The sequence below is a fragment of the Streptomyces sp. NPDC087859 genome (assembly GCF_044742595.1).
In the GTDB taxonomy this organism is placed as follows: Bacteria; Actinomycetota; Actinomycetes; order Streptomycetales; family Streptomycetaceae; genus Streptomyces; species Streptomyces canus_F.
Map to the genome: position 1 here is coordinate 87,419 of NZ_JBIUUU010000029.1, position 20,691 is coordinate 108,109.

Consider the following 20,691-nt stretch of genomic DNA (forward strand, 5'->3'; position numbering starts at 1 on the left):
ATGTGCCGTGTCGTCGACCTGCGGCAGGCCGTACTCGCCAAGAACGACGCGAGCGCCCACGACCTGCGCGCTCGCCTCACTGCCCGAGGCACCGCGGTCGTCAACCTGTTGTCCAGTCCGGGCAGCGGCAAGACCGCGCTGCTGGAGCGCGAACTGCTGCGGGCACGGGAGCGGGCCGTTTCCGTCGCGGCGCTGAGCGCCGATCTGGCCACCGAGAACGACGCGGCCCGGCTGGCGCGTTCGGGGGTCCCCGTCAAGCAGGTACTCACCGACGGACTGTGCCATCTGGAGGCGGGGATGCTCGCGGGGCACCTGGACGGATGGCTGCCCGACGACACCCGGCTGTTGTTCGTGGAGAACGTCGGCAACCTGGTCTGCCCGGCCTCCTACGACCTGGGGGAGACGCTGAGGGTCACCCTCGCCTCCGTGACGGAGGGCGAGGACAAGCCGCTCAAGTACCCCACCGCCTTCGGCCTCGCCCACCTGGTCGTGGTCACCAAGATCGACATCGCGGAGGCCGTCGAGTTCGACGAGGCTGCGTTCCGCGCGAATGTGGAACAGGTCAACCCCGGAGTCGAGGTGGTCCTGACCTCGGCACGCCGGGGGCAGGGAGTCGGCGCGCTGCTCGACAGGGCGATGGCAGCCGCGGACGGCGCCCCCGTCCACTCGCCGGTCATGGCCCGGCTGCCCCATCACCACGGTCACACCCACGCGCACACGGAGGCCATCGGCACGATGGCCCGTACCCACTCGTGAGCGGTCCACAGGCCCCGGCCGCCGTCGCCGACGACAGTCCGCGACGCCGACGGGTCACCGTCCGGGGAGTGGTTCAGGGCGTGGGCTTCCGGCCCTACCTGTACGGCCTCGCCACCGAACTCGCCCTCGCCGGACACGTGACCAACACCCCGGAGGGCGTCGTCGTCGAGGTCGAGGGCACCGCCTCGGCCGTGGCCCGGTTCTGCGACCGGATCGCCGCCCAGGCACCCCCGCTGGCCCGCGTCGAGTCCGTCCACCACCTGGAGATGCCTTCCGTCGGCGGCACCGTGTTCACCATCCTCACCTCCCGCACCGAGGGACCGGCCCGCACCCTGGTCTCCCCGGACTCCGCCACCTGCGCCGACTGCCTCGCCGAGCTGGCCGACCCGGCGGACCGGCGCTACCGCCATCCGTTCGTCAACTGCACCCACTGCGGACCGCGCTTCACGATCGTCACCGGCGTGCCGTACGACCGGGCCAACACCACCATGGCCGGCTTTGCGATGTGCTTCGACTGCGCCCGGGAGTACGCGGATCCGGCCGACCGCCGTTTCCACGCGCAGCCGGTCGCCTGCCCGGCCTGCGGGCCGCGTCTGCGGCTGGTCGTCGCCCAGGAGCCAGGGCTCAGGAGTGTCGACGGTGCGGACCCGGTCACTGAGGCGCGCACACTGCTGACGCGGGGCGCGATCCTTGCCGTGAAGGGCCTGGGCGGCTACCACCTGGCCTGCGATGCCACGAACCAGGCGGCGGTCGCCCTCCTACGACGCCGCAAGGCGCGCGGGGACAAGCCGTTCGCTGTCATGGCCAGGGCCGCGGACGACGTCCGCCACCTTGTCCGGCTGAGCCCCGAGGAGCGGGGCCTGCTCGAGGGCCGGGCCAGGCCGGTCGTCCTGCTGAGGCGGCGTCCGCATCCGTCGTACACCGCCGGGGAGCCGTGGCCCGCCGAGGCCGTCGCGCCCGGGAGCCCCGACCTCGGCGTGATGCTGCCGTACACGCCCCTGCACCATCTGCTGCTCGGCCTGCCCGGCGACCCGGACGGCCCCCGGCTGCTTGTCATGACCAGCGGCAACGTGTCCGGTGAGCCGATCGTCACCGACGACACCGAGGCGCTGGAGCGGCTCGCGCACCTGGCCGACGCCTGGCTCACGCACGACCGGCCGATCCACGTTCCGTGCGACGACTCCGTGGTACGCGTCTGCGACGGGGAGCCGCTGGTGATCCGCCGCTCACGTGGCTACGCCCCGTTGCCGGTGCCCCTCCCGCTGCCCGTGCGGCCGGCCCTCGCCGTCGGCGGAGACCTGAAGAACGCCTTCTGCCTGGGGTCGGGTCGCAGCGCCTGGCTGTCGGCGCACATTGGAGACATGGACGACGTCGGCACGCAGCGGGCCTTCGAGCGCGCGGCGACGCAATTGGAGTCCATCACGGGGGTGCGGCCCGAGACCCTGGTGTCCGACCGGCATCCCGGCTACCGCTCCGCCCGCTGGGCCGACCGGAACGCGGCGCACCGGCCCGTCGTACGCGTCCAGCACCATCACGCGCACGTCGCCGCCGCGATGGCCGAGCACGGGCTCGACGGCACGCGCGCGGTGATCGGCGTCGCCTTCGACGGGACGGGCCACGGCGACGACGGCGCCGTGTGGGGCGGGGAGTTCCTGCTCGCGGACTACGACCGCTTCACCAGGTTCGGGCACCTCGCGTACGTTCCGCTGCCCGGGGGCGACGCCGCGGTGCGCCGGCCATACCGCATGGCACTGGCCCATCTGAGGGCGGCAGGGATCGACTGGTCCGACGACCTCGCCTGTACGGCCGCCTGCCCGCCCGACGAACTCCGCCTGCTGGGACAGCAGCTGGAGCGCGATCTGAACTGTGTCCCCACGTCCAGCATGGGCCGGCTCTTCGACGCCGTGTCCTCTCTCGCCGGGGTGTGCCACCGAGCCGGATACGAGGCGCAGGCCGCCGTCGAGCTGGAGGGGGCGGCTGTGCACGCACCCGCCGAGGACACCACCGCGTACGCCTTCGCCCTGCACGCGTCGGAGGAGAACCGGGGCGGCGTCGTACGGGCCGATCCGGCACCCGTACTCGCGGCGATCGTCGGCGACCTGCGCGCGGGCACCGAGCCGGCCCGGGTCGCGGCTCGCTTCCACCGGGGCGTGACCGGCCTGGTGCACCGGATCTGCGCGCGGGCGCGAGAGCAGCACGGGCTGGACACGGTCGCCCTGACGGGAGGCGTCTTCGCCAACACGCTGCTCTCCTCGGCCTGTGCCGCAGCCCTGCGCGAGGACGGCTTCACGGTACTGCGGCACCACATGGTGCCGCCCAACGACGGCGGCCTGGCGCTGGGCCAGCTGATGGTGGCCGCCCGGGCCACTCCCACCGACTGAGCAACGCGCGACCCACAGCGAGGAGAGGCTCATGTGCCTGGCGGTACCCGGCAGAGTGCTGGACATCGAGGAACGGGACGGCACCCGGATGGCCACCGTCGACTTCGGCGGCGTGGTCAAGGAGGTGTGCCTGGAGTACCTGCCCGACCTCCAGGTCGGCGAGTACGCCATCGTCCATGTCGGGTTCGCCCTGCAACGGCTGGACGAGGAGTCGGCGCGGCAGACGCTCGAACTCTTCGCCGAACTCGGCATGTTGCAGGAGGAGTTCGGCGACCCCTGGGAAACGGCGGCGGCCGAGTCGGGCGAGGACACCGTGAACGAGGTGCGGCAGTGAAGTACATCGACGAGTTCCAGGACCCGGAGCTGGCGCGTCGGCTCCTCGACGACATCCACGCCACGGTCACCAGGCCGTGGGCCCTGATGGAGGTGTGCGGAGGGCAGACGCACAGCATCATCCGTCACGGCATCGACCAACTCCTGCCGGAGAAGGTCGAACTGATCCACGGGCCGGGCTGTCCTGTGTGCGTGACCCCGCTGGAGGTCATCGACAAGGCTCTGGAGATCGCCTCCCAGCCGGGGGTGATCTTCTGCTCCTTCGGCGACATGCTGCGCGTGCCGGGCACCGGACGGGACCTGTTCCAGGTCCGCGGGGAAGGCGGTGACGTGCGCGTCGTCTACTCGCCGCTCGACGCGCTGCGGATCGCGCAGCAGAACCCGGACCGCGAAGTGGTGTTCTTCGGCATCGGCTTCGAGACGACCGCACCCCCCAACGCCATGACAGTCCATCAGGCCCGGAAGCTGGGCATCCCGAACTTCAGCATGCTGGTGTCCCATGTCCGCGTACCGCCCGCCATCGAGGCGATCATGTCGTCGCCGAGCTGCCGTGTGCAGGCCTTCCTCGCGGCCGGGCACGTCTGCAGCGTGATGGGGGTGGGGGAGTACCCGGACCTGGCGGAGCGCTTCCGCGTTCCGATCGTCGTGACGGGCTTCGAGCCACTGGACATCCTCGAAGGCGTGCGCCGGGCCGTCCGCCAGCTGGAACGCGGTGAGTACACCGTCGACAACGCCTACGCCCGTGCCGTCCGCCCTGAGGGCAACCCGGCCGCCCGGGCCATGCTGGAGGACGTCTTCGAGGTCACCGACCGTGCCTGGCGCGGCATCGGGGTGATCCCCGACAGCGGCTGGCGGCTGTCGTCGAAGTACCGTGACCACGACGCCGAATACCGCTTCGCGGTCGGCGACATTCAGACGGCCGAACCCGCCGAGTGCCGCAGCGGAGAGGTCCTGCAGGGGCTGCTCAAGCCGCACGAGTGCGAGGCCTTCGGCACCCTGTGCACCCCGCGCACGCCCCTGGGGGCCACCATGGTCTCCAGCGAGGGCGCCTGCGCGGCGTACTACCTCTACCGGCGGCTCGACGTGCCCACCACCACGGCCCGGGAGGCGACCTCCGTTGTCTGACACCACCGATCTCCCCGTCCCCGCCGCTCTGGACATCGAGGCGTGGACGTGCCCGGCACCGGTACGCGACCGGCCCCGCGTCGTCATGGGCCACGGCGGCGGTGGAGTCCTTTCCGCCGAACTGGTCCAGCAGATCTTCGCGCCCGCCTTCGGAGGCGAGGTGCTCGCCCAGATGGGTGACGCCGCCGTCCTCTCCCTCGGTGGTGCCCGGCTGGCGTTCTCCACCGACTCCTACGTGGTGCGGCCGTTGTTCTTTCCCGGCGGCAGCATCGGTGACCTGGCGGTCAACGGCACCGTCAACGACCTCGCCATGAGCGGCGCCCGTGCCGCCTATCTCTCCTGCGGATTCATCCTGGAGGAGGGCGTCGAGCTGGACGTGCTGACGCGGGTGTCCGAGGCGCTGGGTGCGGCCGCGCGCACCGCCGGTGTGGAGGTGGCGACCGGCGACACCAAGGTGGTGGAGGCCGGACATGGCGACGGGATTTACATCAACACGGCGGGCATCGGTCTCGTCCCGGCGGGCGTCGATCTGCGCCCTCAGCGGGTTGTTCCCGGCGACGTGGTGATCGTCAGCGGCGCCATCGGTGTCCACGGGGTGGCGGTCATGAGCGTTCGCGAGGGCCTGGAATTCGGAGTGGAGATCACGAGCGACTGCGCGGCACTCGGCGGTCTGGTCGACGCCATGCTGGCCGTCACCCCGGATCTGCACGTACTGCGCGATCCCACCCGAGGCGGCCTGGCGGCCTCGCTCAACGAGATCGCGGAGGCTTCCGGCACAGGGGTGGTCATCCGGGAACGCGACGTCCCGGTCCCGACGGCCGTGGCCAACGCCTGTGCCATTCTCGGACTGGACCCCATGTACATCGCCAACGAGGGCAAGCTGGTGGCCTTCGTCCCACGCGAGCACGCCGACGCCGTTCTCGAGGCGATGCGAGCCCATCCTCTGGGCGCGGGCTCCGTGATCATCGGTGAGGCCGTCGAGGCGCACCCCGGCATGGTCGTGGCCCGGACCGGCCTGGGGGGAACGCGGGTGGTCGATCTGCCGATCGGGGAGCAACTGCCGCGGATCTGCTGACACGCGTCTCGCGCGTCGAGGAGCCTGCCGTTCGGGCGCCGAACGGACCGCTAACGCGGTCGGCGTTCGGACGGCGGGTCCTGCGGTTCTTGTGGGTCCACGCCGGTCGTGGCAGAAGCGTCCTTGGTGCCGCTGGGGCGCTGGGAGCGGCCCCTGCGTCCGGCGTCGCGTCTGCCCTTCTCGTCCGCGTCGCCGTACTCCTCGCCGCGTGCACCGCGGCTCTCGACCGTGTCACCCGGGACGGACTTCTTCTCCTCCGCGGACTTCGTCCGGCCCCGGCCTCGTTCGCCGGCCTGCTCAGTCGTACGGAAGGAGCGGCGGGCGCTCGGGTTGTCCTCCTGGCGCGTCTCATCCACATCGGGCGACCAGCCATGCTGCTCGGTGCCCTGATGACGGCTGGGGCCCTTTCCGTGTGGTGGCTCGGACGAACGTGGCTTCTTCGACATGGTCCGATCCGCCTTTTCATGGTCAGAGGGGGGCGCCGGGCACGCGCACCCACGATGGGTAAATTATCCCTCCTTGTGATGTTTCGAGCATGTTGCACTTGGCCCTACCGGGCCAGATGCCCTTTTGGGGTTCTAGAAGAAGCCCATCTTCTTGGGTAAGCAGCTGACCAGAAGGTTCTTCGTCGGCTGGTGGTACAGCCGTTGCGTATCCATGACCTGCATAAATGCGCCAACGGTAGGGGACTTGGCAGGGTACGGCCCAGGATTGGTCTATGCCGGGTCCTGCAGTTACCCACCGGCCGTACTCATCTGCTGAGCCTGCTCGCGGCCCCGGTAGTGCCCGCGCGTGTGCCGCGGGTGCTGGGTGTCGATGCTTCATTCGTCCGTCAGGTCAACTGCCCATCCGACAGGTGAGTTTGGCGACGGCTCACTGTACGGCTGGCCGCTGCCCGTACGTACGGAGTCATCGAAGCCCTTGCCGACGCAGGGCTCAAACGCTGGGCGGACAAGACATGTCAAGGCGCTGGCAAACCCGTCCGAGTACCGTTTCCGCGCCGCCGCCTCAAGAGATGGAAGCGCCGCCGCAACAGCACCCACACCATGATCCGCTGCCTCGGCGAGCGGGCCATGGCCACAGTCAGGGGGCCAAGCGCGGCATGCGCACTGGTGGAACGCCTGCGGAGCCCGCTCCTGGCTGTCGGCTGCGCCGGCCTCACTCGGCTGTGGTCGCCCGGTCGGTTCCTGTCGCGAGACGTCAGGTTCGGGTCTGTGGTCGTGTCCTGGTGAGTCCGTGTTCCACGGCCCTGAGCAGGGAGAGGGCGGCGTCGAGGTTTTCGGAGTCGTGGTGGGCGGCTTCGGAGACGGTCGTGGCCCATTCCTGTCGTACGAGGGCGGCGTTGCGGCGCCCGCGCTCGGTGGAGTGGACCGTCACGCCGCGACCGTCGCCCGAGTGGGTGTGCCGCTCGATGAACCCCTTCTGTTCGAGCCCGCGCAGGACGGTGGACAGGTTGGTGCGCTGCAGACCGGTCGCGTCCGCGATCCGGCTGGGCGGTGCTGCGGGGTCGCTCTTGAGGTAGCGCATGACCATGCCCTCGGACTGCGACAGGTGGACGGCCTGCTCGTCCGTGTAGCGGCGGAACTGGATCTCCCTGCTGATGATCAGCACGAGGTCGGCCAGCTCGGCCCACCGATCCTCGTGGTCCGTCCCTGCTGTGGGGTCTGTCTGGCGTCCTCGGTCCTCCGTCACGGCTTCAGGGTACGGGGTTGCCGCCAATTAGTTATGGGGGCATACTCATTATTTGCTCATAGTTATGAGTCCATAACTTCTTCTGCTCTTCTGGAGTCGTCGTGACGACAACCACCTCCTCCTCACAGGCCAGGGCGACCGCGCTCTCGCCCTTCGCTGTGGCCCGCGCGGGCGGGCTGCACCCGGCCGGAGTGTTCATCCTGCTCGCGGGCGCGTTCCTGCCGATCATGGACTTCTTCATCACCAACGTGGCCCTGCCCAGCATCGACGCCTCCCTGCATGCCTCGGCGTCCGCGCTGGAGTTGGTGATTGCTGGGTACGGAGTGGCGTACGCGACGCTGCTCGTCCTCGGAGGCCGGCTGGGCGACCGCTACGGCCGCCGCCGTGTCTTCCTCGGCGCCCTCGTGGGCTTCGTACTGGCGTCGCTGGCCTGCGGTGTCGCCCCCGGCGTAGGTGCGCTGATCGCAGCCCGCATCGTCCAGGGCGCCACCGCTGCTCTGCTGGTCCCCCAGGTGCTGGCGACCTTCCACCAGGTCCTCGAAGGGGAGCGCAAGTCCCGTGCCGTGGCCTTGTACGGGGCCACCTCCGGCATCGCCGCCGTGGTCGGTCAGCTGGCGGGGGGCCTGCTGGTCAGCGCCGACATCGCCGGCACCTCGTGGCGGCCGATCTTCCTGGTGAACGTGCCCATCGGTGTGATCGTGCTGATCGTCGCGGCCCGGATAGTGCCCGACACCCGCTCGCACCACCCTGTCGGCATCGACCTGCCTGGCACCGTACTGTTCGCCGCCACCCTGACCGCCCTGCTCGTCCCCCTCACGCAGGGCCACTCCCTGGGTTGGCCGTGGTGGACCTGGCTGCTGCTCGCCGCCGCGGTCGTGCTCGGCGCTGCCACCTACCTTGTGGAGACGCGCGCCGAGCGGCGCGGCGAGGTCCCGCTGCTGCCGCCGTCGCTGCTGCGTCTGCCGTCGATGTCCCGCGGCCTGGTCATGGTGTTCGCCTTCAGCATCGGCTTCGGCGCGTTCATGTTCGTCTTCGCGCTCACCGTCCAAAACGGCCTGCACGCCGACGCCCTGCACGGCGGTCTGGCGATCCTGCCGATGGCCCTGCTCTTCTTCGCCGGCTCCCTGCTCGCACCCCGCCTCCTCACTCGCTTCGGCAGGGCAGCCCTGTCTGCCGGAGCCGTCGTCCAACTCGCCGGCCTGGTCTGCCTGGTGACGGTCCTGCTCGTGAAGTGGCCACACGTCAGCCTGTGGGCCATGTCCCTGCCGCTCGCTCTGGCCGGGGCCGGGCAGTCGATGCTGTTCGCCGGTCTGTTCCGCAGCGTCCTCGCCGATGTCCCCGCCCACCTCGGCGGCATCGGCAGCGGCGCGCTGATCACTCTGCAGCAGAGCGGACTCGCCCTCGGGGTGGCCACGCTCGGAACCCTCTACATCGGCCTAGCACCGCACGGCGTCGCACACGCCTTCGCCGGAGTCGAATACGTACACATGGGCATCGTCGCCCTCCTCGCGATCGGCGCCGCCGCACTGCCGCGCTTCACTGCTGCCGCGTCGGCCACCACGCCGGTCGTCGAAGCCTGAACCCGCCCCTCTCGCCCCCCTCGCAAGGGAGCAGCGATGAGTCTTCTCGACTTGTCGCGATGGCAGTTCGCCATCACCGTCATGTTCCACATGACCTTCCCGTCGATCACTGTCGATCTTCCTGTCGGTCGTCTACGGCCTGCACTGGCGCACCGGCAGGGCGGTCTACCTCCAGATGTTCCGGTTCTGGCGGCGCATCTTTCGCCGTCGGCTTCGCGATCGGCGTGGTCGCCAGCGCCGTCATCACCTTCCGGATGGGCCTCAACTGGTGCGCGTACGGGGCGAAGACGGGCCCGGTCATCGGCATGGAGGTCGTGACCGCCATGTCCTGCGTGATGCTTTCGTGTGGGTGACACTCGGATGGGCGAAGACAGCGGATACGCTCCGGACGGCTGCCGTCTGCCCGTGTCCGGGCGCCGCTAGTGCTCTGACCGCATAGGTTCGCCGGGCTGGCCGTGGTGGCGGTTGGATGTGGGGTGACGTCCGATCCGACCGCTGGAGGCGCGGTGGCTGAGCCTGTCCGTGTGCGCAGGTTGACCGATCAGGAGGGGCAGAAGCTGCAGCAGATCGTGCGCCGGGGCAGTACCAATTCGGTGCGCTACCGGCGCGCGATGATGCTGCTGGCCTCGGCCGGCGGGAACGCGTGCCGGTGATCGCCCAACTCGTGGCGGCCGACGAGGACACCGTCCGGGATGTGATCCACCGGTTCAACGAGATCGGCCTGGCTTGTCTGGACCCTCAGTGGGCGGGAGGCCGTCCCCGCCAACTCAGCCCTGACGACGAGGACTTCGTCGTCCAGACGGCCACCACCCGCCCGGTCAAGCTCGGCCAGCCCTTCACTCGCTGGTCACTGCGCAAACTTGTCGCCTCCCTGCGCAGAGTCCACGGCCGGATCATTCGCATCGGCCGCGAAGCGTTACACAGCACCCCAACCACACCGTCCAGACCCGAGCCCTGCACGCCTACCTCCGCTGGCGCAACGCCAACGCCCGCCACCCGGGCGTCCTGGCCGCCGAACGCAAGGAACGCGCCCGCATCCGCAGCGAGAAGGGCATCCGATGGGGCAGACGCCCCCTCGCCGCCGCGGTCTGAACGACCCGGCGAACCCATGCGCTCACAGCACTAGCCAGCCGAACTGACCAAGGTCTCGAAACCTGAGCCATCGCAGTAGGACACTGCCCGACCCTCAGCCCCGATGTCGCCGCCGACCGCGTTGACGGTGTCATCGAGGATGTCGGTGCCACCGTGTTCCAGGCCTGCCCGGTCAAGCCTTTTCGAGGCCTCGATGACCGCATGCCCTGCCGATTCGGTGTTATCGAACTCGGGCGACTGGACACCCGGTCCGTCACCGGCATCGGCGTCTGGCTCGCCGGTTGTCGTGGCGTGCGCCGCGTCCTGCCAGGACCCCAGCTTGGTGCAGTAATCCCGTTGCCGCTCCTTGGCCTGCGCTGGATCGTCCGACGAACAACCGCTCATCAGGACAGCGGCAACGACAACGGCCGCTGCTCGCCTGACTGCTCGTGTAATCCCACCGCTGTGCTGCAAGGACATGCCCTCCCCGAAGCTTCCGCCACAGAGTATGGATCACGAAGGTGTCACCTTGCGCTGATCTCCGCGCATCATCAGCAACGGATCGGCGAGGAGCTGAGCACACGAACAACCCGGCGAACCTATGGGGTCACAGCACTAGCCGCGACTGGTGGCGGGAGAAGTCGGAAACCCGCTCCACACCTTTCAACGGCCACCACTTCACTCTCATCCAGCCCGCCAGAACCCTGCATCGGTGACCAGCGCCTAGCTTCGTCACGCATCGGCGCGCCGGCAGCCGGCGTCGTGAAAGTTCGCCGTGCAGCCGTTCACCGGCTCGCGCGTACGCCTCGTCGGCGGCATTCAGCAGCCTGCTGCGGTCCGGTTCTTCGGCCTGTGTCATCTCGGACGCGGATTTCGCTGCCTCCGAGTGGAGGGTGTGCACTTCCTGGAAGCATTGGGCGAACGCGACGTACGCGGCCCGCTGAGGCTCGCGCAGCAACCGCACGTGCTCGGCGCCGAGCTGTGTCCGAGCCTGTCCACGGCCCAAGAGCCCGGTCGCTAGAGCGGCACCGCCGGTGCCCAGCGCCCCCACGGCCGCGCTGAGCAGCGCAGCAAGTCCCGCATCCATGACCGGTCAGCTCAGGGCCTGCTGGCCTGCTTCGACGGAGGCGCGGCGCGATCGTCCGCCCCGCAGAACCAGGGCCACAGCGGACAGAACTACCGACCCTCTTCCCTTGAGCTGCCGGACGAGCGCAGGCGGGTTAGTGAACTGCGGTGCGGGGTGCGGCACGTCCACAGCCCCAGCGGAGGTCGTGTGCCGGGGGTGCGCTCAGATCCGAGCGACGAGGGCGTGTTGCGCGTACTCCACGCATCCTCGATGCGGTCACCGCCGGCCGCCTCCTTGATGCTTGCCGCTGGGTGTGACGGGCCGTTGTGAGGTCGAGGCTAGGGTGGGCGCATGTCTGTGAACATCCACCTCTACCTGGACATCACGAAGCTTGCCTCCGCTGAGGAAGCCGACGCGGTGGGGGTGACAGTGGAAGAGGTTTTCAAGGAGCACGGCATCGACTCGTGGATGTACGTGGGCGTTTTTCATGACCCGCCCAAGGTCATGACGAGCAGCGAAAACGGACCGATCATCATCAGCGGGTTCGCAAAGTGGTCCGAGCAGTTCGAGTCCGACGTGACCCAGTCGATCCGTGCCACTGCGCCCGAGGCTCACATCGACGTGGAGTGGGGATACCCCGACGAGGGGTGATTGCGAGAGTGTCCGGGTTCTCCGGATGCCCGGGCTGCGGGTGTCAGCTGTTCTTCCTGAGGCTGCGCATGAGGTCCTTCATGTCCTTGATCAGGAGCGGTTCGAGTTCCGTGGGAGTGGGGGCCGGGGGCAGGTCTCCGAAACTCTGGGTGGATATCCCCAGCGTGAACTCGGCTTGGCCGTCGAGCACGTTCAGCTGCATCCAGTGTGAGCCGCCACCGAAGTCATTCGTGACCAGATAGGCGTGGTCCGCGAGGCCGGGAACACGGTGCACCTCGGTTGCCCCGCCACCGCCGCCTGCCGCGAACCGCTTGGTGGTGCCTGCCCGCCGGGCCTCGAACTCGGCTGTCAGGTCGGTCTGCTTGTGCAGGACGACCGAGAGCTCGAGCTGAGCGCTGTGGGCGCCCTTCCCGAGAGCGTGGAGCTCGCCGAAGCAGTCCGCCGTGTCCATGGCGGGGTGCTTCGTCACCGAGGACAGCCAGTCCGGGGACGTGACGAACCGGCTGCTCAGCCCCGGCCAGAGGGTCTTGTCGCACAGTTTGTCGGTCACGCGATATCCGACCACCGGTTCCGGTGTGCCGGCAGCTCCGACCGCATAGAGCCCTCCGCCCCACACGACCGATGCTGCCACGGCGCCCGCCAGCCCGCCCCATGCCCAGGCCTTGAACCGGGACCTGCCCTGCGCGGAGGGGCCGACTGCGCCTGCGGCGTCCGGGGCCGGCGGCTCGGGGAAGCCCGTGATGAGCTCGGGCTCGCTGATGGTGTTCTGCTGGGGGCTGTCCATGGCCGCGAACCTATGTTGATCAGCGCATGCTCAGGCCAGATTGCCGATAACGATCGAATTCCATCGCAGGTCAGTGACGGTTTGCACTCTGCCCCACGACGACCGCGACGATCCGTTCGGGCCCCTATCTCTTTAGAGTCCGCGCAGATAGGCGCGATGGTACCCAAACAGCGAGGCGGGTACTGGGCCCTGGCGATCACGGAGGTGCAACGCTCTGTGATCATGGATTTGAGTGCCCTTCTTAAGTACACCCCCTCACTCGACGGCCACCGTCGCCTGCCATGCGCCCGGGCGCATGCCTGTCGCCTTCCGGAAGAACACCGAGAAGTTGGACGCGTCGGGGAAGCCGAGCGTGTTGGCGCAGGCGGCCGCGGTGAGGCGGTCGTGTGCGAGGAGCCGTTTGGCTTCCAGGACGATCCGATCGACGATGTACGCCTTCGCGCTGCGGCCGGTGACCTGCTGCACCGCTCTTGAGAGGGTGCGGGGCGCGTATCCCAGTGTCCGGGCGTAGTAGCCGGCGTCGTGATGTTCCCGGTAGTGCGCTTCGACGCTGGACCGGAACAGTCTAAACACCGGATTGATCGACCGTGCTTCGGCGTGCGGGGGCCGGAGCCGGGCGATGAGCGCGGAGAGCAGGATCTCGGGCAGCTCCGTCGAGCTATCCGCTGGTGGGGCGGATGCTTCGAGGAGGAGATGGTTGCGGGCGGTGTCGACGAACGGCCAGTCGGCGTCGGGAATGTTCCAGTGTGCAACCAGGTCCGGGGACCCGACGAGCTCCCGGGTGGCGTGGGTGACCGGCGCGGTCGGCACGAACAGCACGACGTGCCCAGCCACGCCAGCGATGTCATCCCATCGGTGCACAGCTCCAGGAGCGACCCACACCGCGGACCGCTCCTGGAGCGGGTGTCGGAGGAAGTCCACGGTGACGGATCCGTGCCCGGCATCGACGACGGCGAGGACGTGGAAGTCGGCACGCTGTGTCCCGCCGTCGTTCAGCTCGCGAAGGCGGTCGAACGTCATGATTTCGACAGTGGCGGCACGGCGCCCGACGGGCTGGTAGGTCATCTGCCGGATCACAGTCATCTGTCCAGTTTCCACCATCAGGCGACCAGTCATGCCGATGCCCCGGCACAGCGGCAGAGATTCAATGAACACACAGAACAACCGCCCCAGAACACTGATCGAGAGATTCACGATGAACACGACGCAGCAGCCGCTACTGCCCGCTTATGACCACCGGCCGGGGACCGGACCGACCCTGGTGTTTCTGCACTACTGGGGTGGATCCGCCCGCACCTGGGACCTCGTCGTCGACCGCCTGGCGGGACGCGACATGCTCACTGTCGACTTCCGCGGGTGGAGTCGCTCGAGCAACCTGGCCGGCCCTTACACCCTCCGCCAACTCGCCGATGACACGCTCGCCGTGATCGCCGACGCGGGCGTCACCGACTACGTCCTCGTCGGACATTCCATGGGTGGCAAGGTCGCGCAGCTCATCGCGGCGACCCGGCCCGCCGGCCTCCGGGGGATCATCCTCGTCGGTTCCGGTCCGGCGAAGCCCGCCGCAGGGATCACTCCCGAGTACCGGGAAGGCCTTTCCCACGCCTACGACTCCGACGAGTCCGTCGCCGGCGCACGGGATCACATCCTCACCGCGACCGAGCTGCCTGAATCGATCAAGTCGCAGATCGCGACCGACTCGCGGGCCAGCACCGACGCCGCCCGCACGGAGTGGCCGCTGCGCGGCATCGCGGAGGACGTCTGCGAGCACACCCGCATGATCAGCGTCCCCGCCCTCGTCGTCGCCGGGGAGAACGACCATGTCGAGCCCGTCGACGTGCTCGTCAACAACCTGGTGCCCTACCTCTCCGGAGCCGATTTCACGGTGATTCCGAACACGGGTCACCTGATCCCGCTGGAAGCTCCGGCCGACCTCGTCGACGCAATCACGGCATTCGCACCAGCAGCCTGACCATCTGCGCGGCCTGAAAATCGACTTCGTCCCCGATCACCCGCGGGACGCCCCGCCGCGTGACAGTGCGAGGCCTAGGCCCGACCCTCCCGCGTTGATACGCACCCCAGCCAGACCTGCTTGCCGCGGCCGACCGGGGCGACGAGCAGGTCGGTCTCATCGCCCGGCGCCGTGCCGAGACACGCTCAGCAGGTGGGGCCCTTGTTCATGGACTACCTGTAGGCCGGTGACGTCGAGGGTCTGCTGTCGCTCTACGAGCCGAGCAGCGACGACTTGACCGCCTCATGGCCCGGGGACGTCTGCGGACCAAGTTCGAGCCCGTGGCATGGCCACGTGGCCTCTGACCTGATCGTCGTGGACACCAGCCGACGAGCAGCGCGAGTAGTTCTCCTGCCCAGAGCCGTGACCACGATGCGTCACTCATTGGGGAGACCTGTGCCTGTGCTGCCGTCATGGCTGACCGAACCGCTCTGGGACCAATTGGCGTCCCTGCTGCCCGAGCGGCCGGAGTACCACCCGGACCATCCGCTGGGCTGCCACCGCCCGCGCATCAGCGACCGGATCATCTTCGACAAAATGCTGTAACTCCTGCGCTTCGGCTGCTCCTACCAGGCGATCGCCGACACAACCTGCTCGGCCACCACGATCCGCAACCGCCGCAACGAGTGGATACGACTCGGCGTCTTCGCCAGGTTCAAGCAGATCGCGCTGGAGTCCTACGACCGAATCGTCGGCCTCGTCCTCGACCAGGTCGCCGTCGACGGCTCGATCACCAAAGCCCCTGGAGGCGGCGAGGTGGCCGGCCGCTCCCCGGTCGACCGCGGCAAACAGGGCCTGAAACGCTCAGGCATGACGGACGGATACGGCATTCCCCTGGGCCGCGTCCTGGCCCGTGCCAACCGCCACGACTCCCCGTTGCTCGCCCCGACCCTGGACCGCCTGGACGACCTGGGGCCGTTACCCGACGACATCACCGTGCACCTGGACGCCGGCTACGACTCGGACAAGACCCGCGCGCTACTCAGCGAACGCGGCCTGCACGGACGCATCGCGCACAAGGGGGAGAAGGCGCCCATCCAAGCCAGCCAGCGTTGGCACGTCGAACGCACCCACGCCTGGCAGAACGCCTTCCACCGCCTCGCCCGCTGCTACGAGCGCCGGCTCACCGTCATTGACGCCTTCTTCGACCTCGCCGACGCCGTCATCACCGTACGTAGCCTGATACGTCAGGCATGGATGACTCACCGCTGGGACGCACGCCCACACCGCAGCCCATGAATACACGCCTATCTGCGCGACCTCTTAGTCAAGCGGAATGGGGGCGTTGTCTCAGTCGGTGGGTGTGGGGGCGATGCCGATGTGTGAGTAGACCCAGCCTGCTGGGGCGTCGGTGGAGCGGACTGCCTCGTAGAGGTGCCAGTCGGGTCCTGCCCGGCCGCCAGAGGTGCGGAAGTGGGCGGGAGGTGTCCCGTCCGGGCCGAGTTGCACGATCTTCGTCCGGCCGTTGGAGGGGCCTCCGACGACCTTGATGCCGACGTTGTTGTAGACCACCTCACCGGCCAGCCAGCGGTGGATGAGCTGCATGTGCTCGGATTCTTCTGCCGCCATGGAGCCAGCCGAGCACGAGCGGGTGGGGAAGGACAAGGTGCTCACCTCATCTCGCGCCGGCTGTTTGAGGCTGGCAGAACGGTGCCGTCGCGGAGTATTGCGAAGAGCACGTTGGTTCGGCGGCGGGCGAGACGGAGGAGGGCCTGGGTGTGGTGCGTGCCCTCCCTGATCTTCTTGTCGTAGGAGGTGCGGGAGGTGGGGTCGGCCAGGGCGGCAAACGCGGAGGGGAAGAAGGATCTCTTGAGCTGCTTGTTTCCTCTCGCGGAGCGACGCCCGCCGCGCCGATGAGTTTCGGGGACGGGGCCGGTCTGCACAGGTATGGAGACTCACACACTCGAGACAGCCGGCGCGGACCTCGTCTATGACGTTCGCGGGCCGCTGCCGACCACAGATGGACGCCCCCCGCTGTTCATGATCGGGCAGCCCATGGACGCTACTGGCTTCGCCGCGCTCGCCGCGCGTTTCCCCGAGCGGACCGTGGCCACCTATGACCCGCGCGGCCTCGGTCGCAGCACCCGTAAGGACGGACGGGTCGACCACACGCCGCAGACCCAGGCCGACGACGTGCACGCTGTCATCGAGGCGCTCGGGGCCGGGCCGGTTGAGATGTTCGCCAGCAGTGGGGGAGCGATCACCGCGCTCGAGGTCGTGGCGAAGTATCCCGCAGACGTGACCACCCTGGTCGCGCACGAGCCGCCGCTCATCACCCTCACGCCGGACGCACCGGCGGCCGTGCGGGCGCGGGCCGGAGTCCGGGAGACCTACGGGAAGCGGGGGTGGGGGGCCGGGATGGCTGCGTTCGTGGCGATGACCTCATGGAAGGGAGAGTTCACTGACGCGTACTTCGCACAGCCAGAGGTCGATCCCGCCGCGTTCGGGATGCCCACGGACGATGACGGCTCACGTACCGATCCGCTGCTGTCCGACCGGTCGTGGGCGGTCAGCAACTACCGGCCGGATCCCGACGCGATCGCTGCTGCGCCGACCCGCGTCGTGATCGCTGTGGGCGAGGAGTCCGAAGACGTGCTGACCGGACGCACCTCCGTCGCGACCGCTGATCTGCTCGGACAGCGGGTGACCGTGTTCCCGAGCCACCATGGCGGGTTCATGGACGGAGAGTTCGGATATGCGGGGAAGCCGGACGAGTTCGCGCATCGACTGCGCCAGGTTTTTGACGGCACCTCGTAAGCCAACCGCCGACCGACGCTTGGACGATCGAGGAATGGATCTACCCGGACGAGTAGCGTCACCGTGGGATACGTAGGTCGGTGGAGTCTTAATGACTCTGTCCAGGGCGAGGCGGGCCTCGGCGGTCAGCTCTCGTCTTCGTTGAGGTCGAACCCGTCCGGGACCTCCAGCAGTGCGTCGCGCCACGACCCTTCCGGTTCCTTCATGGCCGCAGCGCGAAAGAGGTCTGCGAGTCTGTGGCGGTCCCCTGGGCTGAGGCGGTCGAAGAGGTATGCCGGGTACTCGAACCACTGGGACGCTGCGTCCGGTGAGGCTTCCTCGTCCGTGCTGGTGTCGACTGCCGCCATCAGATGTGCCAAGGCTTCGGCCAGCGTGGTGAGCAGCGGATCGCCGTGGGAAGGAGCAGGCCGCCGGTAGGGCGATGACGGCGGGGATGTGTCCTTCTCCCACAGCGCCCCGAGCGGAATCTGTGTGCGGGGGACGGTGCGGTCGGCGGCCTTGCCCAGACCGTCAGGAATCAGCCGCTGCGACAGATCGACACCCACAAGCGGCAATGATGCCGCAGCTCACCACACGAGCACGTGAGACATCCTCTTAGAAGAGCCTGTCCGAGGCCGCGTTATGGGGCAGCCGCGCAGCGCATACTTCGGCCGCACTCTCGCCTTACAGCAAAGCATTCTTTCACTCCGGCCGCCGCTGGCGTATCACTTTACAGACACTTTCATTCTGAAGAGTTTCTCCGCATTTCGGAACGCAATCTTTTCCTTGTCTTCGCGTGGCAAATCGACTCCGCGGAACCAGTCGGTCTGCTCCTTTATGTCTGCGAACGGGTAGTCGGTTGCGAACATCACTCGATCCACGCTTATGTACTTCAGCAGGAGATCGAGCAGTTCGGTCTGGGGGAATGCGCTGGTTGTGACCCAGAAGTTTTCCTTAAAGTATTGCCCGATGGGCTTCTCGAGCGAGTCTTTAGTCGGCTCGCCCATGTCATTGACGATCCGCTCGTAGTAGAAGGGAAGACCCTCGCCCATGTGGCCGATGATGATTTTCAGTTTGGGGAATCTGTCGAAAACCCCGTACGTGATCATCCGAATGCATTGGGTCAACACCTCCTGGTGCCAACCATATCCAGACCCACTGAAAATGTAGTCTTGGTACTCTTCCGTGTATTTGGACCGTGTGGTGCTGTAGTAGATCTTGAAGACCTCGTCAGCTGGATAGCCGGGATGTAGGTAGATCGGCACATCAAGAGCAACGGCACGTGCCAGCACAGGCTCGAAATCGGGATGATCGAGATACTTCTTCGCGATGTGTCCGTTGGTCAGTGCGCCCAAGAAGCCATCTTCTCGAACCGAGCGTTCCAGTTCGTCTGCCGCCGCCTCCGGGCTCTGCAAGGGCAAGGTGGCGAAAGCCTTGAAGCGGCCCGGATATTTGGCGATTGGCCCGTCTACAAGTTGCCGGTTAAGGCGATAGGCAAGGTCGATGCCCCTTTGACCAGGGACATTTTGCACGGAGGGTGTATGAGCAGAGAGTATTTGAACATTGAGTCCCCCCGCATCCATATCGCCGATGCGGCGTTGACCTAGATCCGAAAGACCAATTTCCTCAAGGAACGCTATGTGATCCTGATTGATAGAGTTCAGCTTCAACAACGTGGGAGTCGAAAAGGTCTCCTCCGTGCCGATGAAGGGCAGGTCCTGGTCCCGCCGTGAAATGTCCGAAGTCTTATCCGAAGTCTCGTTCTCGCTCACTTCCGAGACAATGGCGTGCGTGGACAAGCCGGCACCAATGCCAAGTGCCGTGCTGGCGGTGAGAAAGCCGCGGCGTCCCATGGGCTTCATGTCAGTCCCTCTCTTCAGGCGTTTGTGCGGTGAGGTATCCGTACGGCATCCGTCTGCGAGATGCTTCAGGGGGTCTTTGCGTCCTGCTCGCGCACCACGGCAGCGCTCAGGTCGAGGAACCGCTCGCCGGTGCGCAGCGGCTGTAGTGGAGCTGACGACCGCCCGCGTGCGCGCTGTGCAGGCCGGCCGCGGCGCGGCCCGCACTGTTGTTGGCGTGTGACCCCGCATGCGGCGACAGGGAACGCCGTCGCCAGCGCCCTGGTGGCCGCCTCGAACCGCAACCGGCCGGGCTGCGCTTTCCCCGATGGTGCTGCGTCGACTGCCATCACTAGTCTCCTGCAGACGGATTGCATCGCTTATCCGCATGCCTACTTCCTACCGAGCAAACCTGAGACGAACGTTAAAGAGCTGCTCACGCGCTCTGCTAAATGATCCGTTGTGGGAGCTTCTCGAGCCGTTGCTTCTGCCGTGGCCCGATGAAGACGCCCGGCCCGAGGCCGGTGCTGGATCGGCAGTGCCTGCAGGGCATCTTGTATGTGCTGCATACCGGGATCGGCTGGGAAGACCTTCCGCAGGAACTCGGCTTCAGGTCAGGCATGACGTGCTGGCGGCGGATCAAGCGGTGGATCAACGCCGGGTGTTCGACGATGGGGCCTTGACCCGGCCTTGGGTCAAGGCCCCATCCCACTCGCCCCACAGGACAAGCCAGTTCAGATGACCTGCCCCACCTCTGAGGTTCCAGTTCTGGTGGCTAACTGACAGCCCTTCACGGAAGGCTGGCAGTCATGCCTCGTCCCTATCCTCCGGAGTTCCGGGCGCGCGCCATCGCGCTGATCCACGCCGGCAAGCAGGCCAAACAGACAGCGGTGGAGCTCGGCATCCATCCCGTCACGTTGTCGAAGTGGTTGCGGCAAGACGACATCGACAACGGGCGGCGACCGGGAACGCCGTCGAGCGAGTCTGCTGAGTTGCGGGTCGGCCGGCGCGCGGTCGCCCTGGTCCGGCCGCGCACGGCCTTCGGGGTTTCAGCCTGGCCGACTGAGTTCGGCCTTTCGGCTGTTTGTCGCACTGCTGCTCGCCCTCGGTGGCAGCTCACCGGGGGGTGGCATGCAGTGCTGCCCGGCTGCGTCCCAGGGCCCACCGGGCCTGCTGTTGGCAGCCCCCAGGCCGCGCGGGCCTGTCCTGGCGGCCTGGGCTACGAGAAGAGGAGAAGCGAGGAAGTGTCGCCTCCTGACCACCAAGTGACCGCTGCCTGCCAGGCGCTTTGTCGGATCAGGGGAAACGATGGGAGACGTCACCGCGAGCGACCAGCCGCCGACTCACCGCGCGAAATGCCCCGACCGCACCGGAAGGAATCCCACGTCTTGACTTCCTCCCCCGCCTAAAGGCGGGGGATTCCAGCGGTCGCCCGCTGGGGTTCCTGCTTCAGCGACGACTGCCCCGTCCGGGAGGACTCCCGTTGAGGTCCTACATCGTCTCCACAGGCAGACGCCGCCAGCCCGGCGGCCAGGATGTTGCGCGCCGCGTTGATGTCGCGGTCATGCACCGCGCCACAGGCGCACGTCCAC

The 20,691-nt window shown here is 67.8% G+C and carries 19 protein-coding genes and 6 pseudogenes; 13 read left to right on the forward strand and 12 right to left on the reverse strand.

Annotation, left to right across the window (positions count from 1 at the left end; all coding sequences use genetic code 11):
* From hypB to hypE, 5 genes are read left to right on the forward strand one after another with little or no spacing between them, the layout of a single operon-like run.
* A complete protein-coding gene (gene hypB / locus ACIOHP_RS45870) occupies positions 1-756 on the forward strand; it encodes a hydrogenase nickel incorporation protein HypB (protein WP_401897174.1) in 756 nt (251 codons plus the stop codon).
* Positions 753-3,137, forward strand: a complete 2,385-nt coding sequence (gene hypF / locus ACIOHP_RS45875) for a carbamoyltransferase HypF (RefSeq protein WP_401897175.1) — start codon at positions 753-755, stop codon at positions 3,135-3,137. The genes hypB and hypF overlap by 4 nt, the downstream gene beginning before the upstream one ends.
* A gap of 31 nt (positions 3,138-3,168) precedes the next feature.
* Positions 3,169-3,471 carry a HypC/HybG/HupF family hydrogenase formation chaperone gene (locus ACIOHP_RS45880; RefSeq protein WP_361560535.1) on the forward strand — a complete coding sequence of 101 codons (303 nt, stop codon included), beginning with the start codon at positions 3,169-3,171 and terminating at the stop codon, positions 3,469-3,471.
* Positions 3,468-4,595 (forward strand): hydrogenase formation protein HypD, encoded by a 1,128-nt coding sequence (hypD, locus tag ACIOHP_RS45885; protein WP_401897178.1) that lies wholly within the window; start codon positions 3,468-3,470, stop codon positions 4,593-4,595. Before ACIOHP_RS45880 ends, hypD begins: the two co-directional genes overlap by 4 nt.
* Positions 4,588-5,670 (forward strand): hydrogenase expression/formation protein HypE, encoded by a 1,083-nt coding sequence (gene hypE, locus ACIOHP_RS45890; protein ID WP_401897181.1) that lies wholly within the window; start codon positions 4,588-4,590, stop codon positions 5,668-5,670. Before hypD ends, hypE begins: the two co-directional genes overlap by 8 nt.
* Positions 5,671-5,720: 50 nt before the next feature.
* On the opposite strand, the gene ACIOHP_RS45895 is transcribed toward hypE, so the two are convergent.
* Positions 5,721-6,116: a hypothetical protein gene (locus ACIOHP_RS45895; protein WP_361560545.1), complete on the reverse strand. Its 396-nt coding sequence runs from the start codon at positions 6,114-6,116 to the stop codon at positions 5,721-5,723.
* 754 nt (positions 6,117-6,870) lie between these two features.
* Positions 6,871-7,362: a MarR family winged helix-turn-helix transcriptional regulator gene (locus ACIOHP_RS45900; protein ID WP_401897184.1), complete on the reverse strand. Its 492-nt coding sequence runs from the start codon at positions 7,360-7,362 to the stop codon at positions 6,871-6,873.
* A gap of 101 nt (positions 7,363-7,463) precedes the next feature.
* Here ACIOHP_RS45900 and ACIOHP_RS45905 point away from each other — a divergent pair, with 101 nt between their 5' ends.
* Positions 7,464-8,942, forward strand: a complete 1,479-nt coding sequence (locus tag ACIOHP_RS45905) for an MFS transporter (RefSeq protein ID WP_401897186.1) — start codon at positions 7,464-7,466, stop codon at positions 8,940-8,942.
* Positions 8,943-9,048: 106 nt separating this feature from the next.
* On the opposite strand, the gene ACIOHP_RS45910 is transcribed toward ACIOHP_RS45905, so the two are convergent.
* The gene (locus tag ACIOHP_RS45910; protein ID WP_401897189.1) at positions 9,049-9,267 is read right to left on the reverse strand and encodes a hypothetical protein; all 219 of its coding nucleotides are present in this window, start codon (positions 9,265-9,267) and stop codon (positions 9,049-9,051) included.
* 181 nt (positions 9,268-9,448) lie between these two features.
* Here ACIOHP_RS45910 and ACIOHP_RS45915 point away from each other — a divergent pair.
* A pseudogene (locus ACIOHP_RS45915) lies at positions 9,449-10,034 on the forward strand (transposase).
* A gap of 30 nt (positions 10,035-10,064) precedes the next feature.
* Here the strand turns inward: ACIOHP_RS45915 and ACIOHP_RS45920 are convergent.
* Both ACIOHP_RS45920 and ACIOHP_RS45925 read right to left on the reverse strand, forming a co-directional pair.
* Positions 10,065-10,493 carry a hypothetical protein gene (locus ACIOHP_RS45920; RefSeq protein ID WP_401897192.1) on the reverse strand — a complete coding sequence of 143 codons (429 nt, stop codon included), beginning with the start codon at positions 10,491-10,493 and terminating at the stop codon, positions 10,065-10,067.
* 127 nt (positions 10,494-10,620) lie between these two features.
* Positions 10,621-11,100, reverse strand: a complete 480-nt coding sequence (locus ACIOHP_RS45925) for a hypothetical protein (RefSeq protein WP_401897195.1) — start codon at positions 11,098-11,100, stop codon at positions 10,621-10,623.
* 330 nt (positions 11,101-11,430) lie between these two features.
* Here ACIOHP_RS45925 and ACIOHP_RS45930 point away from each other — a divergent pair, with 330 nt between their 5' ends.
* The gene (locus ACIOHP_RS45930) at positions 11,431-11,730 is read left to right on the forward strand and encodes a hypothetical protein (RefSeq protein ID WP_401897196.1); all 300 of its coding nucleotides are present in this window, start codon (positions 11,431-11,433) and stop codon (positions 11,728-11,730) included.
* Between the two features lie 43 nt (positions 11,731-11,773).
* On the opposite strand, the gene ACIOHP_RS45935 is transcribed toward ACIOHP_RS45930, so the two are convergent.
* Complete coding sequence (locus ACIOHP_RS45935; protein ID WP_401897198.1) at positions 11,774-12,514, reverse strand: hypothetical protein; 741 nt, start codon at positions 12,512-12,514, stop codon at positions 11,774-11,776.
* Positions 12,515-12,769: 255 nt separating this feature from the next.
* Positions 12,770-13,597 carry a helix-turn-helix domain-containing protein gene (locus ACIOHP_RS45940; RefSeq protein ID WP_401897214.1) on the reverse strand — a complete coding sequence of 276 codons (828 nt, stop codon included), beginning with the start codon at positions 13,595-13,597 and terminating at the stop codon, positions 12,770-12,772.
* A gap of 112 nt (positions 13,598-13,709) precedes the next feature.
* Here ACIOHP_RS45940 and ACIOHP_RS45945 point away from each other — a divergent pair, with 112 nt between their 5' ends.
* Together ACIOHP_RS45945 and ACIOHP_RS45950 are read left to right on the forward strand one after the other, a co-directional pair.
* Positions 13,710-14,486, forward strand: a complete 777-nt coding sequence (locus ACIOHP_RS45945; protein ID WP_401897201.1) for an alpha/beta fold hydrolase — start codon at positions 13,710-13,712, stop codon at positions 14,484-14,486.
* Positions 14,487-14,921: 435 nt separating this feature from the next.
* A pseudogene (locus ACIOHP_RS45950) lies at positions 14,922-15,764 on the forward strand (IS5 family transposase).
* Between the two features lie 51 nt (positions 15,765-15,815).
* Here ACIOHP_RS45950 and ACIOHP_RS45955 read toward each other — a convergent pair.
* Both ACIOHP_RS45955 and ACIOHP_RS45960 read right to left on the reverse strand, forming a co-directional pair.
* Positions 15,816-16,094, reverse strand: coding sequence for a hypothetical protein (locus ACIOHP_RS45955; RefSeq protein WP_401897203.1), 279 nt, complete (start codon positions 16,092-16,094; stop codon positions 15,816-15,818).
* Between the two features lie 41 nt (positions 16,095-16,135).
* A pseudogene (locus ACIOHP_RS45960) lies at positions 16,136-16,399 on the reverse strand (hypothetical protein); the annotation flags it as partial.
* Between the two features lie 13 nt (positions 16,400-16,412).
* On the opposite strand from ACIOHP_RS45960, the gene ACIOHP_RS45965 reads away from it, so the two are divergent.
* On the forward strand, positions 16,413-17,282 hold the full coding sequence (locus ACIOHP_RS45965; RefSeq protein ID WP_401897206.1) for an alpha/beta fold hydrolase: 870 nt from the start codon (positions 16,413-16,415) through the stop codon (positions 17,280-17,282).
* A gap of 125 nt (positions 17,283-17,407) precedes the next feature.
* Here ACIOHP_RS45965 and ACIOHP_RS45970 read toward each other — a convergent pair whose 3' ends face one another.
* Together ACIOHP_RS45970 and ACIOHP_RS45975 are read right to left on the reverse strand one after the other, a co-directional pair.
* Positions 17,408-17,827 (reverse strand): hypothetical protein, encoded by a 420-nt coding sequence (locus ACIOHP_RS45970; RefSeq protein ID WP_401897208.1) that lies wholly within the window; start codon positions 17,825-17,827, stop codon positions 17,408-17,410.
* 159 nt (positions 17,828-17,986) lie between these two features.
* Positions 17,987-19,123 carry an amidohydrolase family protein gene (locus tag ACIOHP_RS45975; protein WP_401897209.1) on the reverse strand — a complete coding sequence of 379 codons (1,137 nt, stop codon included), beginning with the start codon at positions 19,121-19,123 and terminating at the stop codon, positions 17,987-17,989.
* 421 nt (positions 19,124-19,544) lie between these two features.
* Here ACIOHP_RS45975 and ACIOHP_RS45980 point away from each other — a divergent pair.
* Together ACIOHP_RS45980 and ACIOHP_RS45985 are read left to right on the forward strand one after the other, a co-directional pair.
* Positions 19,545-19,749: pseudogene (locus ACIOHP_RS45980) on the forward strand (transposase); the annotation flags it as partial.
* Between the two features lie 159 nt (positions 19,750-19,908).
* Positions 19,909-20,107: pseudogene (locus tag ACIOHP_RS45985) on the forward strand (transposase); the annotation flags it as partial.
* Between the two features lie 397 nt (positions 20,108-20,504).
* Here the strand turns inward: ACIOHP_RS45985 and ACIOHP_RS45990 are convergent.
* Positions 20,505-20,691: pseudogene (locus ACIOHP_RS45990) on the reverse strand (RNA-guided endonuclease TnpB family protein); the annotation flags it as partial.